Raw genomic sequence first — 21,582 nt, 5'->3', positions numbered from 1 at the left:
CTCCCGCGGCTTGCCTTCACATCGATGTCAAGGTTGGAGCCTAGTCGAGTCACCGCGTTCGCGGCGACCTCGAACCAGAAGGAACATCGTGTCCACCACCCAGATCGACCGGACCGTCCACTCGGAACGGTTGCCGCTGCTGCCCCTGATCGCGCTCTTCACCGCCGGGCTCATCACCACGCTGACCGAGGCGCTGCCCGCCGGCGTGCTGCCGCGGATGAGCACCGCGCTGGGCGTGCCGGAGTCCGTGGCGGGCCAGACCGTCACGATCTACGCGATCGGCACCCTGCTGACCGCCATCCCCGTCTCGCTCGCCACCGCCTCCTGGCCGCGCCGCCACCTGCTGCTGACCGCGCTCGCGGGTTTCGTGGCCGCCAACCTCGTCACCGCCGTCTCGCTCGACTTCACCGTCACGATGGTCGCCCGGTTCCTCGCGGGCGCGTCCTCCGGTGTCGTCTGGAGCCTGCTCGGCGGGTACGCGTCCCGGCTCGTCGCTCCCGGCCTGCGCGGCAGGGCGATGGCGTTCGCGATGGCCGGCACGCCCGTCGCGTTGTCGCTCGGCGTGCCCGTGGGCGCCTACCTCGGCAAGGTGGTGGGGTGGCAGCTCACGTTCGGACTCGTCTCGGCGCTCACCGGGCTGCTGATCGCCTGGACCGCGTGGAGCCTGCCGAACTTCCCCGGCCGCCCCGCCAGCGACCGGATCCCGTTGCGCCGCATCCTGAAGCTGAACGGTCTGCGCACCGTGCTGGCCGTGACCGGCGCGTTCGTGCTCGCGCACACCATCCTCTACACCTACATCGCGCCGATCCTCGCCGAGGCCGGCCTGCAGGAGCACCTGCAGTGGGTGCTGCTCGTCTTCGGCGTCGCCTCGATCGTCAGCATCTGGCTGACCGGCGCGTTGATCGACCGCCACCACCGCAGGCTGGTCGTGCTGAGCACCTCGCTGTTCGCGGCCTCGGCGGCGGTGCTGGCCGTGGCCGCCTCCGCCCCGCTCGCGGCCTACCTCGCGGTGGCCGCGTGGGGCCTGGCGTTCGGTGGCGCGGCGACCCTGCTGCAGTCGGCGCTGATGCGCGCGGCGGGCGAGCACGCCGACGTGGCGCAGTCGTCGATGGTGACGACCTGGAACCTCGGCATCGGGCTCGGCGGTCTCGTCGGCGGCGTGCTGCTCGCGGGCTTCGGGTCCGGCTCGCTGATGGTCGCCGCCGTGGCCCTGCTGGTACCCGCCGTCGTCACCGTCGTACTTGCCCGCACACACGCCTTCCCGGCCCGATGAGTCCAGAAAGGACAACGCACGTGACCAACGCGGACATCCACTTCTACTTCGACCCCATCTGCCCGTTCGCCTGGATGACCAGCAAGTGGGTCAGGACCGTGCAGGCACAGCGCGGCTACACCGTCGACTGGCGGTTCATCTCGCTGCGGCAGATCAACGCCCACCTCGACTACGCCACGCACTTCCCGCCCGAGTACGAGGCCCAGCACACGGCCGGGCTGCGGCTGCTGCGGGTGGCGTCGGCGGTGCGGGAGCAGCACGGCCGTGAAGCGATCGGACCGCTGTACGAGGCGTTCGGGAAGCGGATCCTCGAGGTCCTGCCCGACGAGAGCAGGGCGCCGGGCTGGCAGGCGGACCGCGACCTCGTCAGCGCCGCCCTGGCGGAGGCCGGGCTGCCGGTTCTGTTCGCGGGCGCGCTCGACGACGAGCACCGCGACGCCGGGATCCAGGCCGAGTCGGACGAGGCGTTGTCGTTGACGGGCAAGGACGTCGGCACGCCGATCATCCACTTCGAACCGCCGCACGGCGTCGCGTTCTTCGGGCCCGTGATCAGCCGCCTGCCGGACGAGGACCAGGCGGCCGAACTGTGGGACCACGTGGTCGGGCTCGCCCGGTTCCCCGGCTTCGCCGAGCTGAAGCGCAGCCTGCGCGAACGCCCGCAGCTGCCGTCGTTCGGCGTGACCACCGAGGAGACGGGCCAGGTCGAGGACTGGCACGCGGGCAGCCGCCGGCTCAAGAAGTGACCACTCGGGGGTGGTGCCGGTGGACGGCGGCACCACCCCCGAGCCCCCCGCCGTTACTGGACCTGGAGCGAGTCGGTCGTCGCCGACTGGTGGTAGCCGCCGTCCTGGACCTCACCGATGCCCTGGTACGCGGCACGCGTGCGGGGAATCGCGCAGTCCGCCGTCGGGGTGCCCCTCACCGAGTGCGCGGGCACCACGAAGTTGGCGATCGCGTAGGGGCAGGCGTAGAACACCCCGCTCTTGTAGTAGTCGTTGGTGACGTAGTCGACCGACCAGGCGCTGCCGGTGGCGTTGCCGAAGTTGACCGTGAAGTACACCTCGTTGTTGTCGGCCCAGGCACAGGTCTGCCAGTACAGCTTCGAGTTGCCGGGCATGTACTTGTAACCGGTGCAGACCGAGCCGCTCTTGCCCGGCCCCACGACGACGTCCGCGGACGCCACCCCCGAGCCCGCCACCAGCGCCGCCGCGGCGAACGCCATGGCCAGAACCCCTGAGAAAACCCGTTTCACGAAACTCCCCCTTCGGTTGTGACGGTGCAATCCTCTGGGGTCCAACCGGGTGAAGGGGAGTCGTAAAAGGCGACAGCTCTGCTCGAAGATGACAGCGAGGGGCACGACTGCCGGATAGGTGACAGCCGCGGGGGAGAGCACGATGGCGGGGTCGGCCGAGCTGATCAGGGTGGAGATCCGCGCGCTGCGCAAGGGACGGGGCGTCCGCGCGGGCAACGTGGAGGCGCTGCTGGGGGAGTCGCTGCGGGAGCTGGTCGCACGGGCAGGGACGGTGGTGCCCGCCCTCGTGACGGAGCTCGACGCGTGCGCCGCCGAGCTGCCGGAGGACCTGCGCACGGCCGTGCGCGCGAGCCTCGGGCTGGCCGGCGAGACGAAGGACATGCCGCACTTCAAGGACCGCGTGTCGTGGCTCGCGGCCCAGCTGCAACGCGACGAGCGCACCGCGCTGCGCCGCATCGACGACGCCGAACGGGTGCTCGCCCGCGAGGTCGCGCTGGAGCTGAACCGACGCACCGGTGCCGGCCCGGTCGCGCCGATGGGGTGGTACCTCGACGAGCTGCGCACGTTGGTGCGCATGGACGTCGCGAGCCCCGAGTTCCACGAGCACCGTCGGATCGTGGCCACCCGCGACGGCCTGCAGGAGGTGAGGGCGTGGATGGACGTGCCGCAGGACGACGGCCGCCGCCCGGCCCTGTCCGGCGAGGTGCTCTACGGCGGCCGCATCGTGCGCCGCGAGCAGCCCACGAGCAGTCAGTTCCAGTTCGCGATCCGCTTTCCGGAACCGCTGCGCGCGGGCCAGAGCCACGAATACGGGCTGTTGCTGAGAATTCCGGAGGACCAGCCCATGCGGCCGCACTGCGTGCTCACCCCGGAATGCCAGTGCAACAGGTTCACGTTGCGCGTCCGGTTCGACCCCGCCCGCGCGCCGCGCCGCATTCGGCGTGTGGACGGCGAGACCGTGCGGAGGTTCGACAGCGCCGAACCCGTTGGTGTGCCGGTGGAACTGGACGAGGCGGGAGAGCTGGAGCTCAGCTTCGACCGGCCGGCGCTCTACCTGGGATACGGGGCGCGCTGGCAGATGTGAAAAGGGTGAAAAGCGCTGCCGTGGGTTTCCATTGTCGTGCCCTTTCGCGTTCTCGGAATTTCCTGATAAAACGAGATTAGGGGCGCGCGAACGAGCGCGGCAAAGTATCCGATCAAGTCCGATCAACGGAGGGGAAACCACGTGGACCAGCCCTGGGTGCCCGGACGAGCGGCCCTGCTGGGAGACCCTCCCGACCCCGGACGGCCCGGCACGCTCGCCGAGTTCGGCACCAGGCTGCGGGCCCTGCGCGACTGGTCGCAGATCGGGTCGCGCGAGATGCCCGCGGTGGTGGGCGACGAACGGCGCAGGCGCGGCCTCACCCGCGAGGCCACCCGGTCGTACACGACGATGTTCGACCTGTTCCGGGAGAACCGGAAGCGCTACGACGAGGACCTGCTCTTCGACACGGTCCGCGCCCTGCTGCGCGCCGGGAACCTCAGCCAGGCCAGGCTGGAGGAGCTCACCAGGAGCTGGCGCGAGGCGTACCACGCCGCCCGGCAGCGGAAACCGCGCACCGACGACTACCCGAGGTTCCGGCTCGGCCCGCTCACCACGAGCTGCCAGATCCTGGAGGGCAACGGCGAACGCGCGATCGACAGGGACTCGGTCCGCGTCGTGGTGGCGCAGGAGGACGTCGTGCTGCCGCCATACCTGGCGGCCTTCCGCGACGAGGTGGCCCGCGAGCAGGAGGAACGGCGGCGCGCGGGCAAGGAGCACTTCTGGAACGCGCCGAGGTACGCCGTCGCCGATCTGGTGGTCAGCCGCAGGGGCGCCGACGAGTCCCCGGACGTGACGCTGCACCTCAAGAACTCCGACTACTTCAACTTCATCGCCGCCCAGCAGCTCGACCGGCCACTCGAACCCGGCGGCACGCTGCGCACCCGCTACCTCGACGGCCGCGACGTCTGGGACACGCCCGACTTCCTGCGTTCCAGCTTCGGGGTCAACATCGCCGTCGTGACCGCGGACGGCCACCTGGTCGTGTCCCGGCGCAGCAGCCGGGTCGGCGTCGGCAAGAACGTCTGGAACTCCTCCGCGAACGAAGGCCTGCAACGGGAACTGGACGGCCGGGCCGGCGCGTCGCCCGACCTGCACGCGGCGGCGCAGCGCGGACTCGCCGAGGAGCTGCGGCTCGATCCCGCCGGCTACCGGCTGAGCCTGCTCGCGTTCGCCGCCGTCACGTCGAACTCGCACTGGTGCTGCTTCTTCCAGGCGGAGCTGACCACGATGACGCTCGACGGGTTCCGGGCAAACCTCGGCCGCGGGGCGCAGGACGCCTGGGAGAACAGGGGGTTCGACTTCGTGCCGTTCACGCCCGAGTCCGTCGTGACCTACCTGCTGCGCGACGACCGGCGCGACCTGTGGGCACCGGCCGCGCCGCCGTTGTTCTACCTGTCGCTCGTGCACTCCTTCGGCAGGGACGAGGTCGACCGCTGCGTCGACCGCCTGACCGGCGCGGCGGGCTGACCGGACGGCGAGTGCTCGGTTAGGATGCGTTCCGGCGCGTTCCACGCCGAACCTCCTGACCGGGTGCCCACGCCTCCCGGCTCACGCGGGGGCAAAGGGGACCTGGGTGCCTCGGGACGCCGACCTCGTCATGCCTTCCACACCAGGGCTGTCGTGACATCGGGACGCGTGGGGTTCGGGTGTCTTCCGCGACGGCCGGGGAGTTCGGCGATGACGTCACGCAAGCAGCTCAAGACCCAGGTCCGCGCCAGGATGGCGAAGACCGGCGAGCGCTACACCACCGCACTGGCCCACCTGACGGGCGCGTCGCCCGTCGCCGGCTGGACGTTGCGCGGGGGCACCGACCCGGACGCGGCCGCGGTCACCACGATGCTGGCCGCGCGGGGGATCACCGGCCTGACCGAGGCGCTGGTCTTCGGCATCGGCGGTGGCATCGGCGCCGGCTACATCCTGTGGGAGTTCAAGCAGCACAACAGCCGGCACGTCACGCTCGGCTTCTGCAACTCCTGGCAGTACGTCACCCGCCGCACGGAGAAGGCGCTGGACCGGCTGGGCATCGCCCACGAGTGGCACCGGTCGGCGAACAAGGCCGCGCAGACGTGGCTGACCGAGCAGCTCGACGCGGGCAACGCCGCGATGGTGTGGCCGGACCGCTACCAGATCGGCTACTGGGACCTGCCGGAGGAGCTCGACGGGCACGGCGGGCACCCCGTCGTCGCCTACGCCACGGCCGGCGACCAGGTGTACCTGGACGACCGGAACCTGGTGCCGTTCACGGTGGCCCGCGAGGACCTCGACCGCGCCAACGCCCGCGTCGGCACCTGGAAGAACCAGGCTGTGGTGATCACCGACTCCGACCGCGCGATCGACGTCGAGGCCGCCGTGCGGGAGGGGCTGCGGGACGTCGTCGAGCACCTGTCGCAGAAGTCCGACTCGTTCTCGCTGCCCGCGTGGCGCAAGTGGGCGAAGATGATGACCGACACCAAGGCCGCCAAGGCGTGGCCGAAGGTCTTCGCCGACGGGCAGGGGCTCGACGTCGCGTTGCGCGGGGTGCGGGAGGGCGTGGACGGCCGGTACGGCGTCACCGGCGGCAACCTGCGGCCGTTGTTCGCCGACTTCCTCGACGAGGCAGGGCATTCCGGGCAGGCGCCGCGGTGGCGGGAGATCGCCGAGATGTGGCACGCGCTGGGCGGCATGACCGAGTTCGCGGACATGGGCAAGCAGCTCACCGAGCTGTTCGAGGCCGAGACCGACGCCATCGCGCGGCTGAAGGCGGTCGTGGACTGACCTGGGCAGGGGGTGCGGGGTCGGTCCCGCACCCCCTCACTCGTCGGACTGGATGACCATCAGCCGGAACGTCGTCGACGGCGCCTTGCGGCCGCACGTCTCCAGCATGTGCCACGCCAGGTTGCCGGGGCCGTTGCGCGCCTGCGGCAGGCGTTCCCTGCTGATGCCGAGCACGCCGTCCTCGCTCTCACCCAGCAGTTCCGGCGTGCCGACGAGCACCGCGATGCCGAACGCCAGCACGTCGGCGCGCAGGTCGTCGTCGAGGTCGTCGGTGAGGCCGATCTTGCAGACCGGCCCGCCCGGCGCGTCCAGGTCGACGCCGACGAGGCCCGCGAGCCCGATGCTGTGCTTCGCGGGCAGGTCGAACACGCGGATGTTGGTGCCCATCGCCAGCGCCATCAGGCGCGCCATCGGCGTGGTGAGCATCGGGTCGTTGATGACGGGACGTTTCGGTGAGGGTGCGTCCATGATGTCACCGAACGTACTGCTTGGAAGCGCTCCGTAACCAGTCAGGCGCGTTTCGCGGTGGCCGTGCTGCCGCGCACGACGAGGTTGGTCGCGAGCTCGGCCCTCGGAGCGGTGAGCTGCTCGCCCCGGATCAGCGAGATCAGCATGCGGGTCGCGAGCGCGCCCATCTCCCGCAGCGGCTGCCGGACCGTGGTCAGCGGGGGCGCGGTCCACGGCGCGAACGGCAGGTCGTCGAACCCGACCACGCTCACGTCGTCGGGCACGCGCAGGTGGTGTTCGTGCAACGCCTGGTACGCGCCGAGGGCCTGCAGGTCGCTACCCGCGAAGATGCCGGTCGGGGGAGAGGGCAGCGCCAGCAACGCCTTGGTGTGCAGGTAACCCTGTTCGTGGCGGAAGTCGCCGTAGCGGACCAGCCGAGGATCGGGCGCGATGCCCGCGACCTCCAGCGCCGCGTGGTACCCGGCGAGCCGCGCCTTGGTGCACATCATCTGCTCGGGGCCGCCGATCACCGCGATCCGCCGGTGCCCCAGCGAGACCAGGTGCTGCACCGCCGAGTAGCCGCCGTGCCAGTTGGTGGCGCCGACCGACGGCGACGCCGGGTCCTGCCTGCCCAGCGCGTCGACCACGACGAACGGGATGGACAGCCGCTGCAGCTCGGTGCGCTGCCGGGCGCTGAGGTCCGCCAGCACGAGCAGCACGCCGCGGGTGCCGCGCGCGGTCAGCGACTCGAGCCAGCCCTTGTCCGGCGTCGGTGACTTGTGCACGGCGGTCAGCACGAGGTGCATGCCGTGCTCGCGGGCGACCTCCTCGGTGCCGGCGAGGATCTCGGTGGCCCACGAGCTGTCCAGCTCGTTGATCACGAGGTCCAGCAGGGCGGCCCGGCTGCGGCGAGGTCTGGGCGCCGTCCTCTGCGGACGTTCGTAGCCCTCCTCGGCGACGATCCGCTCGACCTGTTCGCGGGTGCTCGCGGCGACGTCCCGGTGTCCGTTGAGGACCTTCGACACGGTCGGGACGGACACCCCGGCCAGGTCCGCGATGTGCGCCAACGTGGGCTTGCCAGTCACGGTGCGGACGATAGGGGTCGCCGAGGGTTTCGGGCCAGTTTCGGAACTGTGAACTGCAGGTTTTCGGTGATCGTTCGAAACCCGCGCGCTTTTCGGATCCGAAACCTTGTCGGTTGCGAAGGCGGGTTCCTAGCGTCTCGCGGCACACACCCCGCCCTCGCCGGAGGAACCTGCCATGAGTCAACGCGGACGTCGCCTCGCCGCCGTCGTCGTCGCGGCCCTGCTCGCCGTCGCCGCCTGCGGCACCGGCTCCACCCAGACCAGCGGTCCGGTGGAGCTCACGTTCTGGACGTTCCTCGACAACAGCGCCGAGGTCGCGATCTGGAACGAGCGCAACCCGGACACGACGATCAAGGCGGAGAAGGTCCCCGCCCAGGACTACTACGCGAAGCTCCAGGCCGCGGTGAAGGCCGGCAACGCGCCGGACGTCGCCCTGGTCGAGTACCAGTTCGTGCCGTCGATGATCGCCTGCGGGTGTCTCGCGGACCTGACCGGCAAGGTCGGTGAGGGGCTGCGCGACCGCTTCCCCGAGTGGGTGTGGAACCAGGTCTTCCAGCAGGGCAAGCTCTACGGCGTCCCGCAGGACATCGCGCCGATGGGGTTGTTCTACCGCACCGACGTCTTCACCCAGTACGGCCTGACCGTGCCGAAGACGTGGGACGAGTACCGGGAACAGGCTGCGAAGCTGCACGCCGCCGACCCGTCGCGCTACCTCGCGACCTTCGCCACCAACGAGGCAGGGCAGTGGGCGGGCCTCAACTGGCAGGCGGGCGCGCGCTGGTTCGGCACCGAGGGCGACAAGTGGACGGTGTCCATGAACCCGCCGGAGTCCAAGCCCGTCGCCGATCTCTGGCAGGACCTGATCAGCCGCAAGCTGGTGAAGGCCGAGCCCGACTTCAGCACCGGCTGGGTGTCGGACCTGACCACCGGCACCGTCGCGTCGTGGGCCGCACCCGTGTGGGCGGGCTCGTACCTCAAGGGCGCCATGGCCGCGAGCGCCGGCAAGTGGGCCGTCGCGCCGCTGCCGCAGTGGGACCCTGCTAACCCGCAGGTCGGCAACTGGGGCGGCTCGTCGATCTCGGTCACCAGCAGCAGCAAGCACGCCGACCGGGCCGCGAAGTTCATCGAGTGGCTCAACACCGACCAGCAGTCGCTGAACTCGCTGATCACGAAGTCGTCGATCTTCCCGGCGGACCGCTCGGGCCTGCTCGACCCGTCGTTCTCGAAGCCGCAGGAGTTCTACGGCGGCCAGAAGATCTACGAGGTCTTCAGCGAGGCCTCGAAGCAGGTGAACCCGAACTTCACCTGGGGGCCGACGATGACGAGCGCGTTCCCGGCGTTCACCGACGAGTTCGGCAAGGTCGCGACCGGTGGGCAGACCGTGACGCAGGCGCTGGACGCGTTGCAGAAGCGGACCGTCGAGGACATGGGCAAGCAGGGCTTCGCCGTCGCCGGCTGAGGCCGCTCCAGACCCCCACCCGGTGCCGCTGCGTCCTGGGCGCGGCATCGGGTGGGCCCCAGCTCGGAAAGGCGTTGCCCGTGACCACCACCCTCGCCCCACCCCGGCCGGATCGCCGAACCCGGCCACCCACCACGCCCCGTCGTCCTCGCCGGAACTCCGCGCCACTGCTGTTCCTCGCGCCCTTCGCGGTCGCGTTCACGGCGTTCTTCCTCGTCCCCATCGGCGTCGCGGTCTGGCAGAGCCTCTTCCAGCCCCGCCGCGACGGCCTGCTCGGCACCACCACCGAGGCGTTCGCGGGCCTCACGAACTACCTCGACGTGCTCGCCGACCCGAAGTTCCACGAGGGACTGCTCAGGGTTCTCGCCTACGCGTTGCTGACCATTCCGCTGATCATGGTCGTCGCCACGGTCCTGGCGTTGCTGCTGGACTCGGCGCTGGTGCGGGCGCGGAAGGTGTTCCGGCTGCTGGTGTTCCTGCCGTACGCGGTGCCCGCGGTGATCGCGACGCTGCTGTGGGGGTTCTTCTACCAGCCGCAGTTCAGCCCGATCGTGCGCACGTTCTCGGCGGCCGGCTGGGACAGCCCCGACTTCCTCAACGGCACCGCGGTGCTGCTGTCGATGACGAACATCGCCGCGTGGGAGTGGATCGGCTACAACATGATCATCGTGCTGGCCGCTCTGCAGGCGATCCCGGTGAGCGTGCACGAGGCCGCGAAGCTCGACGGCTGCGGGGAGCTGCGGCTCGCGGTGCGGGTGAAGCTGCCGATGGTGCTGCCCGCGATCGGGTTGAGCCTGCTGTTCTCGTTGATCGGGGCGTTCCAGTTCTTCAACGAACCGGCGGTGCTCAAGCCGTTGTCGGCGACGATCACCAGCTACTACACGCCCAACGTGTACGCGTACCAGAAGGCGTTCGCGGAGGGGCAGTCCGGCTACGCGGGCGCGATCGCGGTGGCGCTTGCCGTGGTGACGTTCCTGTTCAGCCTGTACTTCCTGCGGCTCGGCCGCCGGCACGGGGTGATCTGATGAAACTGCGACTCCTGCCCGCGCACGTCGTCCTGGTGCTCGCGTCGGCGTACTTCGTGCTTCCGCTGCTGTGGCTGGTGATCTCGGCGACGAAGGGCCGCGACGAGCTGTTCAGCACGTTCGGGTTCGCGTTGCCCGAACGGTTCGCGCTGTTCGACAACATCGGCCAGACGTTGTCCTACGAGAACGGCATCTACCTGCGCTGGACGGCGAACACCCTGCTGTACGCGGGCGGCGGGGCGTTGGGGGCGACGGCGCTGGCCGCGATGGCCGGGTACGCGCTCGGCAAGTTCTCCTTCCGCGGCAACGGAACCGTGTCGTGGGTGATCGTCGGCGCGGTGCTGGTGCCCGTGACGGCGCTGGCGTTGCCGTTGTACTTCCTCATGTCGGCGGTGGGCCTGCAGAACACGCCTTGGGCGGTGTTGCTGCCGAGCCTGGTGTCGCCCATGGGGGTCTACCTCTGCCGGTTGTACGCGATCTCCTCGGTGCCCGACGAGGTGCTGGAGGCCGCGCGGATGGACGGAGCTTCGGAGTGGCGGGTCTTCCGCACGGTGGTCCTGCGGATCATGTCGCCGATCCTGGTGACGGTGTTCCTCTTCCAGTTCGTGGCGATCTGGAACAACTTCTTCCTGCCCCTGGTGATGCTGAACTCGCGCGAGCTGTTCCCGCTCACGCTCGGGCTGCAGGACTGGAACACCCAGCCCGCGGTCGGCAACCAGGTCATCTTCCACCTCGTCGTGACGGGAGCGTTCCTGGCCGTGGTGCCGCTCGTCGTGTGTTTCCTCCTGCTGCAACGACACTGGAGGCAGGGCTTGGCGCAGGGGAGCGTGGTCGCGTGACGGCGACGCGCACCGGCGTGCGGGTGGCGCGCAACCCCGTGCTGCCGGGTTTCCACCCCGACCCGTCGATGATCAGGGTGAACGGCGAGTTCGTCGTCGCCACCTCGACGTTCCAGTGGTTCCCCGGCGTGACGCTGCACCGCAGCACGGACCTCGTCACGTGGGAACCCCTGCCGCACCCGCTCACCCGGCGCGCACAGCTCGACCTGCGCGGGGTGCCCGACTCCGGCGGGGTGTGGGCGCCCGGTCTGTCGCATGTGGACGGCACGTTCCACCTCGTCTACACGAACATGCTGGGCTACAACGTCGACGGCTTCTACGACTCGCCGAACTTCCACGTGCAGGCGCCGTCGTTGCACGGGCCGTGGACGGACCCGGTGCCGTTGCACGCGCGCGGCTTCGACCCGTCGATGTTCCACCACGAGGGCCGGTCGTGGCTGCTGTCGATGCAGTGGGACCACCGGCCCGGACGGCAGCGGTTCTCCGGGATCCTGCTGCAGGAGTTCGACCGCGCGACCCGGACGTTGGTGGGTGACGCCGAGGTCGTCTTCACCGGCACCGACCTCGGGCTCACCGAGGGACCGCACGTGCTGCACCGCGACGGATGGTTCTACCTGGTGGTCGCGGAAGGTGGCACGAGCTGGTCGCACGCGGTCACGGTGGCCCGTTCCCGCGACCTGCACGGTCCTTACGAGGCGGATCCGGCCGGGCCGATGCTGACCAGTTCCGGGCACGCCGGGCTGGAGCTGAAGAAGGCGGGCCACGGCAGCCTCGTGCACGACGAACGGGACCGCTGGTTCGTCGCGCACCTCGCGGCCAGGCCGGTCGACAGCGCCGGACATTGCGTGCTGGGAAGGGAAACGTCGATCCAGCGCGTCGAATGGGTCGAGGGCTGGCCGCGAGTGGCCGGGGGAGTGCCCGCCACGGCGGTGGCCGTGCCGGACGACTACCCGGTGCAGCAGGCCGCGCCCGTCACGCCGTTCGGGCCGCAGTGGCAGAGCGTCCGGCGCGTGCCCGACCCGTCGTGGCTGTCGCGCAGCGAACGGCTCGGCGCGATCCGGTTGCGCGCCGACCAGTCACCCGCGAGCCGGCACGACGTGAGCCTGTTCGCCCGCCGCCAGCAGGCGCTGTCCGAGGACCTCACGATCGTCGTCGACGCGGCCCCCGCGCACTTCCAGCAGATGGCCGGGTTGATCCACTACTACGACTCGGCGTTGTGGCACTGGCTCCAGCTCACCCACGACGAGCGGATCGGCCGCTGCCTGACCGTGCTCACCTGCGACCACGGCACGTTGATCGACCCCCTGACCAGCCCGATCCCGTGGCCGCACGAAGGTCCGGTGCGGATGCGCGCGCGGGTCGACCGCACCGAGCTGCGGTTCGCCGTCGCACGGCCGCACGGAGACTGGCAGCCGGTCGGGCCCGTCCTCGACACGCGCCTGCTGTCCGACGAGCACGCCGCCCGCACGGCCGTCGCCGGCAGCACGGGCACCGCCGTCGAGGGCTTCACCGGCGCGTTCCTCGGCGTCTGCGCGACCGACCTCACCGGCGCCCGGATGGTCTGCGACGTGCTCGACGCCTCCTGATTCCCCTGCAATCGAAGGAGAACGCAACATGGGTCAACGACGATCTCTGTTCACCCTCGTGGTCGCCGCGGCGATCGCGCTGGGTCTCGTCCAGCCCGCCACCGCCGACCCGAACATCCCGGCAGGCGACAAGATCCGCATGTTCGTCGGCCAGGACAGCGACACGCTCTCGGACTACAAGCGCGACGTGCTCACCAGCGGCGTGCCCCAGCCCGGCGGCGTCACGCTGTACACGAACCTGGTGCTGGGCGGGAACCCAGCGCCGCTGGCCGGCATGTACGGCCCGGTCAACTGGGGTTCCGGCACGGTCGACTTCAACCGCACGCTCAGCGAGTTCCCCGGCGCCTCGCTCGCCGTGGGCCTCTACCTGTCCGACGCCACGTCCGGCTGCGGCAACCAGCCGTTGCGCGCGATCATCGGCCGCAACGACGCCGACCTGGTGCCGGGCAACCTCGTCGCCCAGTACCGGGCCAAGGTCGACGAGATGGTGAACAAGCTCAAGTCGTACAACCGCGAGATCTTCCTGAGGATCGGTTACGAGTACGACGGCCCGTGGAACTGCTACAACGCCGACTTCTACAAGCAGGCCTTCCGCTACATCAAGGGCCGCATCAACGCGTTGGGCGCCAACAAGGTCGCGACGGTCTGGCAGTCCGCGGCCTGGCCGTTGGACGAGCACACCGGCAACCCGGAGTGGAACTACGTCGTCACCGCGCCGAACCACTTCGACGTCTGGTACCCCGGCGACGACGTGGTCGACTGGGTCGGCATGTCCGCGTTCTACGGCAGCACGTACAACCGCTACCAGTGGTCCTGCAAGGCGCCGAGCACCAACCCGCGCGCTTTGCAGGACAGGGTGCTGAGCTTCGCCCGCAGTCACGGCAAGAAGGTGATGATCGCCGAGGCAGCGCCGCAGGGCTTCACCACCGGCAGCAAGACCCAGAGCTGCATCTTCAGCAAGAACCCGCAGCCGGTCAGCGGTCAGACCATTGTGGACACCTGGTTCGAGGACCTGTTCTCCTACGTCACCGCGAACCGCGACGTGATCCGGTCGGTCGCCTACATCAACACGAACTGGGACTCCCAGACCCAGTGGCAGTGCAACGGCGCCCCGGCCGGTCAGCCCGGCTGCGCCAACGGCTACTGGGGTGACTCGCGGGTGCAGGCCGACCCGGCGGTGAAGGCGCGCTGGATCGCCGAGATCCGCAAGTCCCAGTACGTCAACGGTTCCGGCACCACCACGCCACCGCCGCCCGCCGCCGGCAGGCAGCTGCTGGTCGGGCAGAGCAACACGGCCGCGTGGCAGGACCTGACCTCCGCCACCGGCGCCGACCCCGCCGGCGGCTCGGTCTACTACGGCGTGCGCGACGGCAACTTCGCCGGCCAGTCCGGGTCGTCGTCCCACGTCGCCTACGCCGACTTCCTCGCCGCCCGCGGCAAGCAGATCCAGGTCGGCATCAGCTGGAAGGACTACCCGCCCGCCTGGAACGGTGACCCGAACACGCAGCTCCAGGCGTCGCGCCAGGCCACCGTGGACATCGCGAACGGCCGGTACGACAACCAGTTCACCGCGCTGACGAACTACATCAACGCCCACCGCGGCTCGACGTTCCTGTTGCGGCTGGACTACGAGGTCAGCAGCGCGTTCCACTGCGCGAACGGCACCGACTGCTCCTCGTACCGCAACGCGTTCCGCAAGCTCGTCCAGCTGATCGACGCCCGCACCGGTGGCGCCAACGTGAAGTACGTCTACCACCCGGTGCGCGGCGAGTTCGACAAGCTCTACCCCGGCGACGACGTGGTCGACCAGGTGGGGCTGAGCATCTTCAACCAGGACCTGTGCCAGCCGTTCTGGGAGAACGGCACGGCGTACTGGAACGGCGAGCAGAACACCGCCAACCGCACGTGCCTCGGCTACTACGACGCGATCGTCAACGGCAACCGCAACGCCGTGCGGCACGAGTACCCGGTCGACCTCAACGTGCTGCGCATGCTGTGGTGGGCCAAGCAGCACAACAAGAAGATCGTGCTGTCCGAGGTCGGCGTGCAGCGGATGAACTCGGCGCTGGACGGTTCGGGAAGGCAGTCCGACGCCGACTACCGCACGTTCGTGGACCGGCTCGGCACGTTGCTGAACTACCGCGGACCGATCCCGAACGGCGTGGTCGACGGCAGGCAGACGGACTTCCTCGGCACCGGCTACGACCTGTCGGACGTGATCGACTCCGTGGTGTTCATCGACCTGGACTGGCGCTACGGCTTCGACGGCAAGGTCGGCGCCAACCCGCCATTCGGGTTCCCGGGCTCGTCTGGCTGGTTCGTGAACTCGCTGATCAGCCAGTACCCGCAGGGTCGTTCGGCGCTGTGCGGCCTGCTCGCGGCCGGCTTCACGACGCGCTGCGCGTGAGCACGTCGATCATCGCGTCGAACGGCGCCGGGTCGCGCAACGCCCGTGCGGTGATCAACGCCCCCTCGGCACCCGCCACGGTCGCGTCCGCGAGCCGGCGCGCGTCGGCGGCGGTCAGGCCGAACGCGGCGAAGTGCCCGGCCAGCGCCGCGATGATCGTCTCGAAGGACCGTCCACCCACGGCGTCCAGCTCGTCCGAGTCGCGGGTGGACTCGATCACCAGGGGTGCGATCGTGCAGCCCTGCTGGTAGTCGCTCGCCATCAGGTTGGTCCGCGCCCGTTCCAGGTAGGCGCGGACCAGCTCGGCGGGGGACGTGGCCGCGGCCGCCGCGCGGTCGATGCCGTCGACCTGCTCCTGGGAGTGCAGCGCGGCCGCCTCGACGGCGAGCTCGGCCTTGCCTCCCGGGAAGTGGAAGTACACCGAACCCCGCGGCGCCTCGCTGCGCCTGAGCACGTCCGACAGCGCCGTCGCGTGGTAGCCCTGCTCGCGGAACAGCTCGCGAGCCGCGGAAACCATCTTCTGCCTCGCGTCAGAACGCCGACCTGCCATGGGTCCGAGCGTACTCGAAAGTATGTCGTGCGACATAGCTTCTTGACATGTATGACGGCCGACATAGCATCGGAGGTACGCCGAACTCAGGAGGTCGTCATGTCGTCAGTGCTCATCACCGGTGCGTCCAGGGGGATCGGCCGCGCCATCGCGGTCGAGCTGGCCGGACGGGGTCACCGGGTGATCGCCACCGCCCGCAACCCGGAGGACCTGGCCGATCTGCCCGTGGCGCTGAGGCTGCGGCTCGACGTCACCGACCAGGCGAGCGTGGACGAGGCGATCGGCCAGGCGGGACGGGTCGACGCGCTGGTCAGCAACGCGGGCACCACGGTCCGCGCGCCGCTGGAGAGCGTCCCGGTGAGCGAGGTCGAGCACCTCTTCCAGCTCAACACCTTCGGCGCGCTGCGGGTGGCGCAGGCGGTGCTGCCCGCGATGCGCGAACGTGGTGACGGCCGGCTGGTCTTCGTGTCGAGCGTCCAGGGACGGGTGGTGCTGCCGATCATCGCCCCGTACGGCGCGAGCAAGTGGGCGCTGGAGGCGATCGCCGAGGGGCTGGCCCTCGAAACCGGTCACTTCGGGGTGAAGGTGAGCATCGTGCAGCCCGGCGCGGTGACGTCCGGTGGGGCCGAACGGGCGAAGTCGTTCTTCGCCGATGACGATCCGTACCTGCCGTTGCTGCGGCAGGTGCCCGCGTTGCGCGGTGAGTCCGTGACGCCGGAGGAGGTCGCCGCGGCCGTCGCGGACACCCTGGAAAACCCCGCGCCACCACTGCGGGTGCCCGTCGGCGCTCCCGCCGCGAACGCGTTGGAAGCCCGCAAGAAGGCTTCGGACGAAGAGCCCTTCCTGCCCGTTCCCCTTGACTGGTGAGCACTCCGGCCGATTGAGACGCGACCTGGCGGGGAAGCGCTTTCATGCTAGCTTCGAATGAGAGTGACCTCTCGGAACGGAGCAGCGAATGCCGGCTCTTTGGGGTGTCTCGTTCGACGCCACGGCCATGTCCGGCGTGGTGGTGGAGTTCCTCAAGACCGCCAGATCCTTTGCTGAGCAGGGTTTTCGCGTTCATCTCGACCTCGGTTACGACATCAAGGCCGACAAGGGAAGATTTTTCGAGCCTTATCGGCATGAACTCGTGCCGGAGTGGGTAACACTCGACCGCGTTGACGGCATCGAGCGCATTGCCGGATACGACCGGGAATTCGTGGCGGCCACCCTGGAATCCGTGAGCCGCGACGAGGTTCCCGACACCGAGCGCGTCACCGAGGCGTTGGCCGACGCGCTCGTGCGGACGTGGGAGGCGCGTGACGTCTCGCTCGTCATGGTGGAGAACGGCACGCTGCCGGAGAACGTCGCCTACACGAGAGCGCTCTACCGGGCCGTCGAACGGTACGGTGCCGCACGCGACCTCGGCCGGTTCGTGCTGTGGCGCGACCACGACCTGATGTGGCAGAGCGAACCGGTCAAGTACGGCAGCTTCCCCTATCCCGCAACGCCTCCGATGGTGAACTCCCCGCACGTCCACTACTTCGCGCTGCACGAGGAGGCCCGGCGGCGCACGCTGGAGTGGATGCCGCACCTGCGCAACCTCGACCTGCTGCCGAACACCTTCACCGCTCCGGCGCGTCCCGGCCGGGCGGACTTCCTCGAGCACCACGGCATCGCACCCGGAACACCCGTCATCGCCCGGTTCACGCGGATCATCCCGCAGAAGCGGATCGACCGCGACCTGCACCTCGTCGCGCAACTGCCGGGCACGTGCCTGTTCGTCGCCGGTGACACCGAAGAGGACCCGGCCGAGACGGCGAAGCTCCGCGCGCTGGCCGAGGAGCTGCGCGTCCCGGTCGTCTTCGGCGGCGTGCTGGAGCCGTGCGAGTCGGCGGGCGCCGGGTTCAGCGTGCGCGACCTGCTCGCGCACGCCTCTGTCGTGTCGTTCCTGACCTCGTACGACTACGAGAGCTTCGGCAACCCGATCGGCGAGGCGATTGCGGCCGGCGTGCCGTACGTCGCGAGCCGGTACGCCTTGTACGACACGGTCTACGGCGGCTACGAGGCGCCGGTGCTCGACATCCAGCGGCACGACCTGCCGACGGCGGAGTTCGCCCGGCAGGTGCACGAGCTCATGACGAACGCGGAGAGGCGGGCGGAAGTGGTGGAGCACAACAGGCGGCTCGGCACGCACACCCGCGAGGCGGCGAACGGCCTGGTCAGCGAGTTGTTCCCGCCCGCGATGGGGCCGCGCGTGCAGGTCAGCGTGGTGCTTCCGGTGCTGAACGAGGCCGCCAACATCGACGCCGTGCTGGCGTCGTTGCGCGACCAGGAGGACGTCGACCCCGAGACGTACGAGATCGTGCTGGTGGACAACAACTCCACCGATGCCACGGTCGAGCTGGCCCGCCGGTTCGCCGAGACGTCGCCGGTCGCGGTGCACGTGATCAGCGAACGCGAGCAGGGTGTGGCGTGCGCACGCAGAGCGGGCATGGAGTTCGCGGTCCGCCGCAGCCGCCACCGCAAGGACCCCGGTGAACGCTTCTACCTGCTCTCGGCCGACGCCGACTGCCAGGTGGACCGGCGGTGGATCACCGAGCTGATCGCCGTGATGGAGAAGGACAAGGCCGCGATCGGCGTCTGCGACTACTACTACAACGAAGAGCACTTCGTCGGCAGGCCCCGGCTGTGGGACGCCATCCAGCGCACGCTGCGGTGCCGCGCGGTGACGTTCTCGCTGTTCGGCGGCTTCCCGGACGGCAAGGGCTTCGCCGTCGAACGCGAGGCCTACGAGGACGTCGGCGGCATCGAGATCTTCTACCAGCTGCAGAACGGGCGGTTCGTCAACCACCTGTCCGACGACTGGGACTTCGGCATCCGGGTCGCGGGCGCGGGCCACGACATCGCCTACGCCCCGCTGTCGAAGGTCGAGATCAACCCGCGGCGCGTCAACCACGCCATCGACGAGGTGATCACCGGCCGCGCGTACGGCAACGACGGCATCATCGTCATGCGCGACATCCGGCCGGAGGCGCCGGCGAAGACCGCCGACCTCACCGAGGCCGAGGCCTTGCAGGCGTGGGAGTTCTCCATCAAGGACTTCACCCCGAAGAACACCATCCTGCCCGTGCTGCTGACACCGTCCTTTCTGGACGAGGACGCGGTGGTCGCGTTCTTCGGCGAGGACCTGGCGGCGCGGCTGGGCAGGCGCATCGCGGAGATCAAGGCCGAGATGAGCGTGACCGACTTCCTCCCGATCCACTCGTACAAGACGCCGTCGTACCGGCTCTACCTGGAGTTCCGCGATGAGATCTTCGCTCGGTTGCGCGCGACGGTCGGGGAGGACATCGGGTACCCGCCGCCGTTGCCGGAGTGCTTCGCGGACGTGCCGGAGGGCCGGTTCGCCGAGTTCGTGAAGTACTACTGCGAGGACCGCGAATCCGGGGAGGCGCACAACTACTTCGGCAATGGAGGCGTGTTCTGATGACCAGTGTGCTGTCCGAGCCCAGGGTGTGGGCGGCGTTGCAGGACCCCGCGAACGCGCACCTGCTCGACTACGTCACCGAAGATCCGTTCGGGGCGCATGTCTTCCCCGGTAACGTGCCCGGCTACGGCGTCGACGACTTCCTCGGCGACCTGAGCGCCCAGCTCACCGGGACCGCGCCGATCCACCTCTGGTCGTACATCCCCACCTGCGCCTACAAGTGCCGCTTCTGCCAGTACCCGGTCGTGCTCGTCAAGGGCGGCCGCAACGAGGAGAAGCTCTCGCAGTGGGTGGACTGGAACATCCGCGAGGCGCAGCTCTGGCTGCAACGCGTGCCCGAGCTCCGGCGCGCCCCGGTCGGCGAGTTCAACGTCTTCGGCGGCACTCCGTCGTTGCTGCCGGAGCGCGACATCCGGCGGTTGCTCGACTTCTACCGGGAGAACTTCGGGTTCACCGACGACACGACGATCCGGTTCGAGGGCGACCCGAGCACGTTCACGCCGGCGAAGCTGGAGACGTTGCGGGAACTGGGCTGCACCAAGCTGTCCAGCGGCGTGCAGTCGTTCGACGACCACGTGCTGCGCGAGTGCGGCCGTGAGCACTCGTCCCAGATGTGCGTGGACTTCGTGCGCAACGCGCAGGCCGCCGGGTTCGAGTGGATCAGCATCGACCTGATGTACGGACTGCTCGACCAGACCGTCGACAGCGTGCGGCGCGACCTGGACGTGGTGCTGGAGAACGAGGTCACGGCCGTGGTGTGCACGAAGCTGCACCTCAAGTCGTACGCCGAGACCAGGACCGGGGTCGCGGGCGAGCAGCCCGCGCCGTGGCAGCTGCCGCAGTACCGGGAGAAGCTGGTGCGGGACGGGCACTTCTGGCCGACGCTGCTGGAGCAGTACCGGATGCGCGAGGTGCTGACGGACGGCCTGCGCTCCGCCGGCTACACCGAGCACCCCACGATGTACTTCGCGCGGGACGGCCTCGGGCCGGAGAAGTGGAAGTCCATCATGGTGGACCAGGACAAGCAGGAGGCCGAGGTCGCGATCGGCCTGGGTGGCAGTTCCAGCTGCCGGGTGTCCGAGGCGATCACCGACGTGAACTGGAAGAACTACGCGCAGGCCGTCGAGGCGGGGCGGGTGCCGCTCGGGTCCGCGACCGGGTTCGACGCGGGCGCGCAGGAGGCCCGCGCGGTCAAGATGGCGCTGTCGACGTTGCAACCGGTGCGGGAGGACCTGCACCGCGCCCGGTACGGCACGTCGCTGGTGGACGGCCCGTACCGGGAGAAGTTCGCCTCGCTGGCCGCCCGCGGGCTGGTCGCGGTCGACGCGGCCGGTGTCGCGCTGACCGAGGACGGCGAGGTGCTCGTGGAAGCGATCATCAACACCGAGCTGTGAGAACGGGGTGGGCCCTGGCGGCCCACCCCGTTTCAGTTCGTCAGCAGTGGTCGAAGGCGTACGCGGAGTTGCCCGGCGCCACCAGGTAGCGGTCGCGCAACGTCGTGGTGGCCGGGGTGTCCGGGTCGTTGCAGACGTCCTCGAACGTGCCGCGCAGGTCGTCGGTGTACTCGATGTCCATCACGTGCTGGCCGTAGACATCAGAGTACGAGGAGCACTCCTCCCAGCGGTGGCACTCCTCCGAGACCGCGAAGTCGAAGCCGACCTCCGTGCGGGCGCGGGCGGTCTGCTCCGCCGAGTTCTTCTGGCCGATCGCGAGGCCGCGGTTGTGCGTGCGGTCGGCGAGCAGCTTGGCGTACGCCAGGTTGTTGTTGACGCTCAGCTTGCCCTTGGACCGCAGGTAGGAGTCGAGGTTGTCGACCTCGACGGCCTTGAAGCCCTTGTTCGCGCAGGTGTCGATCGTCGTGCCGATGATCCCGGCGAGCTCGGTGCGCTTGGCGGCCGTCGAGGTGTCGAGCAGGAACTCGTCAGGCCAGTTCGGGTCGATGATCGGCTTGCCGTTGGAACCCTTGAGGATCAGGTGTCCTCGCTGGTTCAGCCAGACGTTGCGGTCGGCCGGCTGGGTCTGGAACCCGTTGACGTAGCAGATCGAGTACATCCCGGGCGCGGGTGAGGCCGTGCTGTCGCGCGTCACGAGGTTCACGCCGGACGGCGGCGCGTACGCGGCGCCGAGCTGGTAGTCGAGCACCGCTCCGGTGGGCGGCAGCTGGATCGCCGCAGGAGCCGCCGCACTGGACGTCAGCGGCGCGACCGCGCAGGCGGCCACGGCGAGTGCGGCGAGGACTGTTCCGGCGAGGGCGCGGGCAGGGGAGGTCATAGGCGCCGAATCTCCTTGATCGCTCAGTGTTGCTGATTGGGTGTGAGCGACCGTACCGAGAATGCCCGATTCAGGCTAGCAATC

Annotated in this window: 18 protein-coding genes; 13 read left to right on the top strand and 5 right to left on the bottom strand. The window is 69.6% G+C overall.

The window, feature by feature from the left end; genetic code table 11:
• Positions 1 to 88: 88 nt before the first annotated feature.
• Together ACQEU1_RS07665 and ACQEU1_RS07660 are read left to right on the top strand one after the other, a co-directional pair.
• Entirely contained in the window at positions 89 to 1,273 is a 1,185-nt protein-coding gene (locus tag ACQEU1_RS07665) for an MFS transporter (RefSeq protein ID WP_433197720.1), read from the top strand.
• Positions 1,274 to 1,347: 74 nt separating this feature from the next.
• The gene (locus ACQEU1_RS07660) at positions 1,348 to 2,016 is read left to right on the top strand and encodes a mycothiol-dependent nitroreductase Rv2466c family protein (RefSeq protein ID WP_433211373.1); all 669 of its coding nucleotides are present in this window, start codon (positions 1,348 to 1,350) and stop codon (positions 2,014 to 2,016) included.
• 53 nt (positions 2,017 to 2,069) lie between these two features.
• On the opposite strand, the gene ACQEU1_RS07655 is transcribed toward ACQEU1_RS07660, so the two are convergent.
• Positions 2,070 to 2,525, bottom strand: a complete 456-nt coding sequence (locus ACQEU1_RS07655) for a hypothetical protein (protein WP_433197718.1) — start codon at positions 2,523 to 2,525, stop codon at positions 2,070 to 2,072.
• Between the two features lie 142 nt (positions 2,526 to 2,667).
• Between ACQEU1_RS07655 and ACQEU1_RS07650 the strand changes: the two genes are divergently transcribed.
• The 3 genes from ACQEU1_RS07650 (at position 2,668) to ACQEU1_RS07640 (ending at position 6,363) form a co-directional block, all read left to right on the top strand.
• Positions 2,668 to 3,609: a hypothetical protein gene (locus ACQEU1_RS07650; RefSeq protein WP_433197716.1), complete on the top strand. Its 942-nt coding sequence runs from the start codon at positions 2,668 to 2,670 to the stop codon at positions 3,607 to 3,609.
• A gap of 141 nt (positions 3,610 to 3,750) precedes the next feature.
• Entirely contained in the window at positions 3,751 to 5,076 is a 1,326-nt protein-coding gene (locus ACQEU1_RS07645) for a hypothetical protein (protein ID WP_433197714.1), read from the top strand.
• Positions 5,077 to 5,286: 210 nt separating this feature from the next.
• A complete protein-coding gene (locus tag ACQEU1_RS07640; protein WP_433197712.1) occupies positions 5,287 to 6,363 on the top strand; it encodes a BtrH N-terminal domain-containing protein in 1,077 nt (358 codons plus the stop codon).
• 36 nt (positions 6,364 to 6,399) lie between these two features.
• On the opposite strand, the gene ACQEU1_RS07635 is transcribed toward ACQEU1_RS07640, so the two are convergent.
• Both ACQEU1_RS07635 and ACQEU1_RS07630 read right to left on the bottom strand, forming a co-directional pair.
• A complete protein-coding gene (locus ACQEU1_RS07635; RefSeq protein WP_433197710.1) occupies positions 6,400 to 6,831 on the bottom strand; it encodes a hypothetical protein in 432 nt (143 codons plus the stop codon).
• Between the two features lie 41 nt (positions 6,832 to 6,872).
• On the bottom strand, positions 6,873 to 7,895 hold the full coding sequence (locus ACQEU1_RS07630; RefSeq protein WP_433197708.1) for a LacI family DNA-binding transcriptional regulator: 1,023 nt from the start codon (positions 7,893 to 7,895) through the stop codon (positions 6,873 to 6,875).
• Positions 7,896 to 8,070: 175 nt separating this feature from the next.
• On the opposite strand from ACQEU1_RS07630, the gene ACQEU1_RS07625 reads away from it, so the two are divergent.
• The 5 genes from ACQEU1_RS07625 to ACQEU1_RS07605 all read left to right on the top strand — a co-directional run bounded on the left by ACQEU1_RS07625 (position 8,071) and on the right by ACQEU1_RS07605 (position 15,211).
• Complete coding sequence (locus ACQEU1_RS07625) at positions 8,071 to 9,354, top strand: ABC transporter substrate-binding protein (RefSeq protein ID WP_433197706.1); 1,284 nt, start codon at positions 8,071 to 8,073, stop codon at positions 9,352 to 9,354.
• A gap of 80 nt (positions 9,355 to 9,434) precedes the next feature.
• Complete coding sequence (locus ACQEU1_RS07620) at positions 9,435 to 10,379, top strand: carbohydrate ABC transporter permease (RefSeq protein ID WP_433197704.1); 945 nt, start codon at positions 9,435 to 9,437, stop codon at positions 10,377 to 10,379.
• Positions 10,379 to 11,218, top strand: coding sequence for a carbohydrate ABC transporter permease (locus ACQEU1_RS07615; RefSeq protein ID WP_433197702.1), 840 nt, complete (start codon positions 10,379 to 10,381; stop codon positions 11,216 to 11,218). The genes ACQEU1_RS07620 and ACQEU1_RS07615 overlap by 1 nt, the downstream gene beginning before the upstream one ends.
• On the top strand, positions 11,215 to 12,804 hold the full coding sequence (locus ACQEU1_RS07610; protein WP_433197700.1) for a glycoside hydrolase family 43 protein: 1,590 nt from the start codon (positions 11,215 to 11,217) through the stop codon (positions 12,802 to 12,804). The genes ACQEU1_RS07615 and ACQEU1_RS07610 overlap by 4 nt, the downstream gene beginning before the upstream one ends.
• 28 nt (positions 12,805 to 12,832) lie before the next feature.
• Positions 12,833 to 15,211, top strand: coding sequence for a hypothetical protein (locus ACQEU1_RS07605; RefSeq protein ID WP_433197698.1), 2,379 nt, complete (start codon positions 12,833 to 12,835; stop codon positions 15,209 to 15,211).
• Here the strand turns inward: ACQEU1_RS07605 and ACQEU1_RS07600 are convergent.
• The gene (locus ACQEU1_RS07600; RefSeq protein ID WP_433197696.1) at positions 15,192 to 15,761 is read right to left on the bottom strand and encodes a TetR/AcrR family transcriptional regulator; all 570 of its coding nucleotides are present in this window, start codon (positions 15,759 to 15,761) and stop codon (positions 15,192 to 15,194) included. The two genes, ACQEU1_RS07605 and ACQEU1_RS07600, sit on opposite strands and share 20 nt — an antisense overlap.
• Positions 15,762 to 15,860: 99 nt before the next feature.
• Between ACQEU1_RS07600 and ACQEU1_RS07595 the strand changes: the two genes are divergently transcribed.
• The 3 genes from ACQEU1_RS07595 (at position 15,861) to ACQEU1_RS07585 (ending at position 20,621) form a co-directional block, all read left to right on the top strand.
• On the top strand, positions 15,861 to 16,628 hold the full coding sequence (locus ACQEU1_RS07595) for an SDR family oxidoreductase (protein ID WP_433197694.1): 768 nt from the start codon (positions 15,861 to 15,863) through the stop codon (positions 16,626 to 16,628).
• A gap of 88 nt (positions 16,629 to 16,716) precedes the next feature.
• Positions 16,717 to 19,227 carry a glycosyltransferase gene (locus tag ACQEU1_RS07590; RefSeq protein ID WP_433197692.1) on the top strand — a complete coding sequence of 837 codons (2,511 nt, stop codon included), beginning with the start codon at positions 16,717 to 16,719 and terminating at the stop codon, positions 19,225 to 19,227.
• The gene (locus ACQEU1_RS07585) at positions 19,227 to 20,621 is read left to right on the top strand and encodes a radical SAM protein (protein WP_433197690.1); all 1,395 of its coding nucleotides are present in this window, start codon (positions 19,227 to 19,229) and stop codon (positions 20,619 to 20,621) included. The genes ACQEU1_RS07590 and ACQEU1_RS07585 overlap by 1 nt, the downstream gene beginning before the upstream one ends.
• Before the next feature lie 40 nt (positions 20,622 to 20,661).
• Here the strand turns inward: ACQEU1_RS07585 and ACQEU1_RS07580 are convergent, their stop codons facing one another.
• A complete protein-coding gene (locus ACQEU1_RS07580; RefSeq protein ID WP_433197688.1) occupies positions 20,662 to 21,498 on the bottom strand; it encodes an endo alpha-1,4 polygalactosaminidase in 837 nt (278 codons plus the stop codon).
• Positions 21,499 to 21,582 lie beyond the last annotated feature (84 nt).

Origin of the sequence: Lentzea sp. CA-135723, from assembly GCF_050936595.1 — a bacterium.
Lineage (GTDB): Bacteria > Actinomycetota > Actinomycetes > Mycobacteriales > Pseudonocardiaceae > Lentzea.
This window is presented reverse-complemented; position numbering and strand designations above follow the sequence as displayed.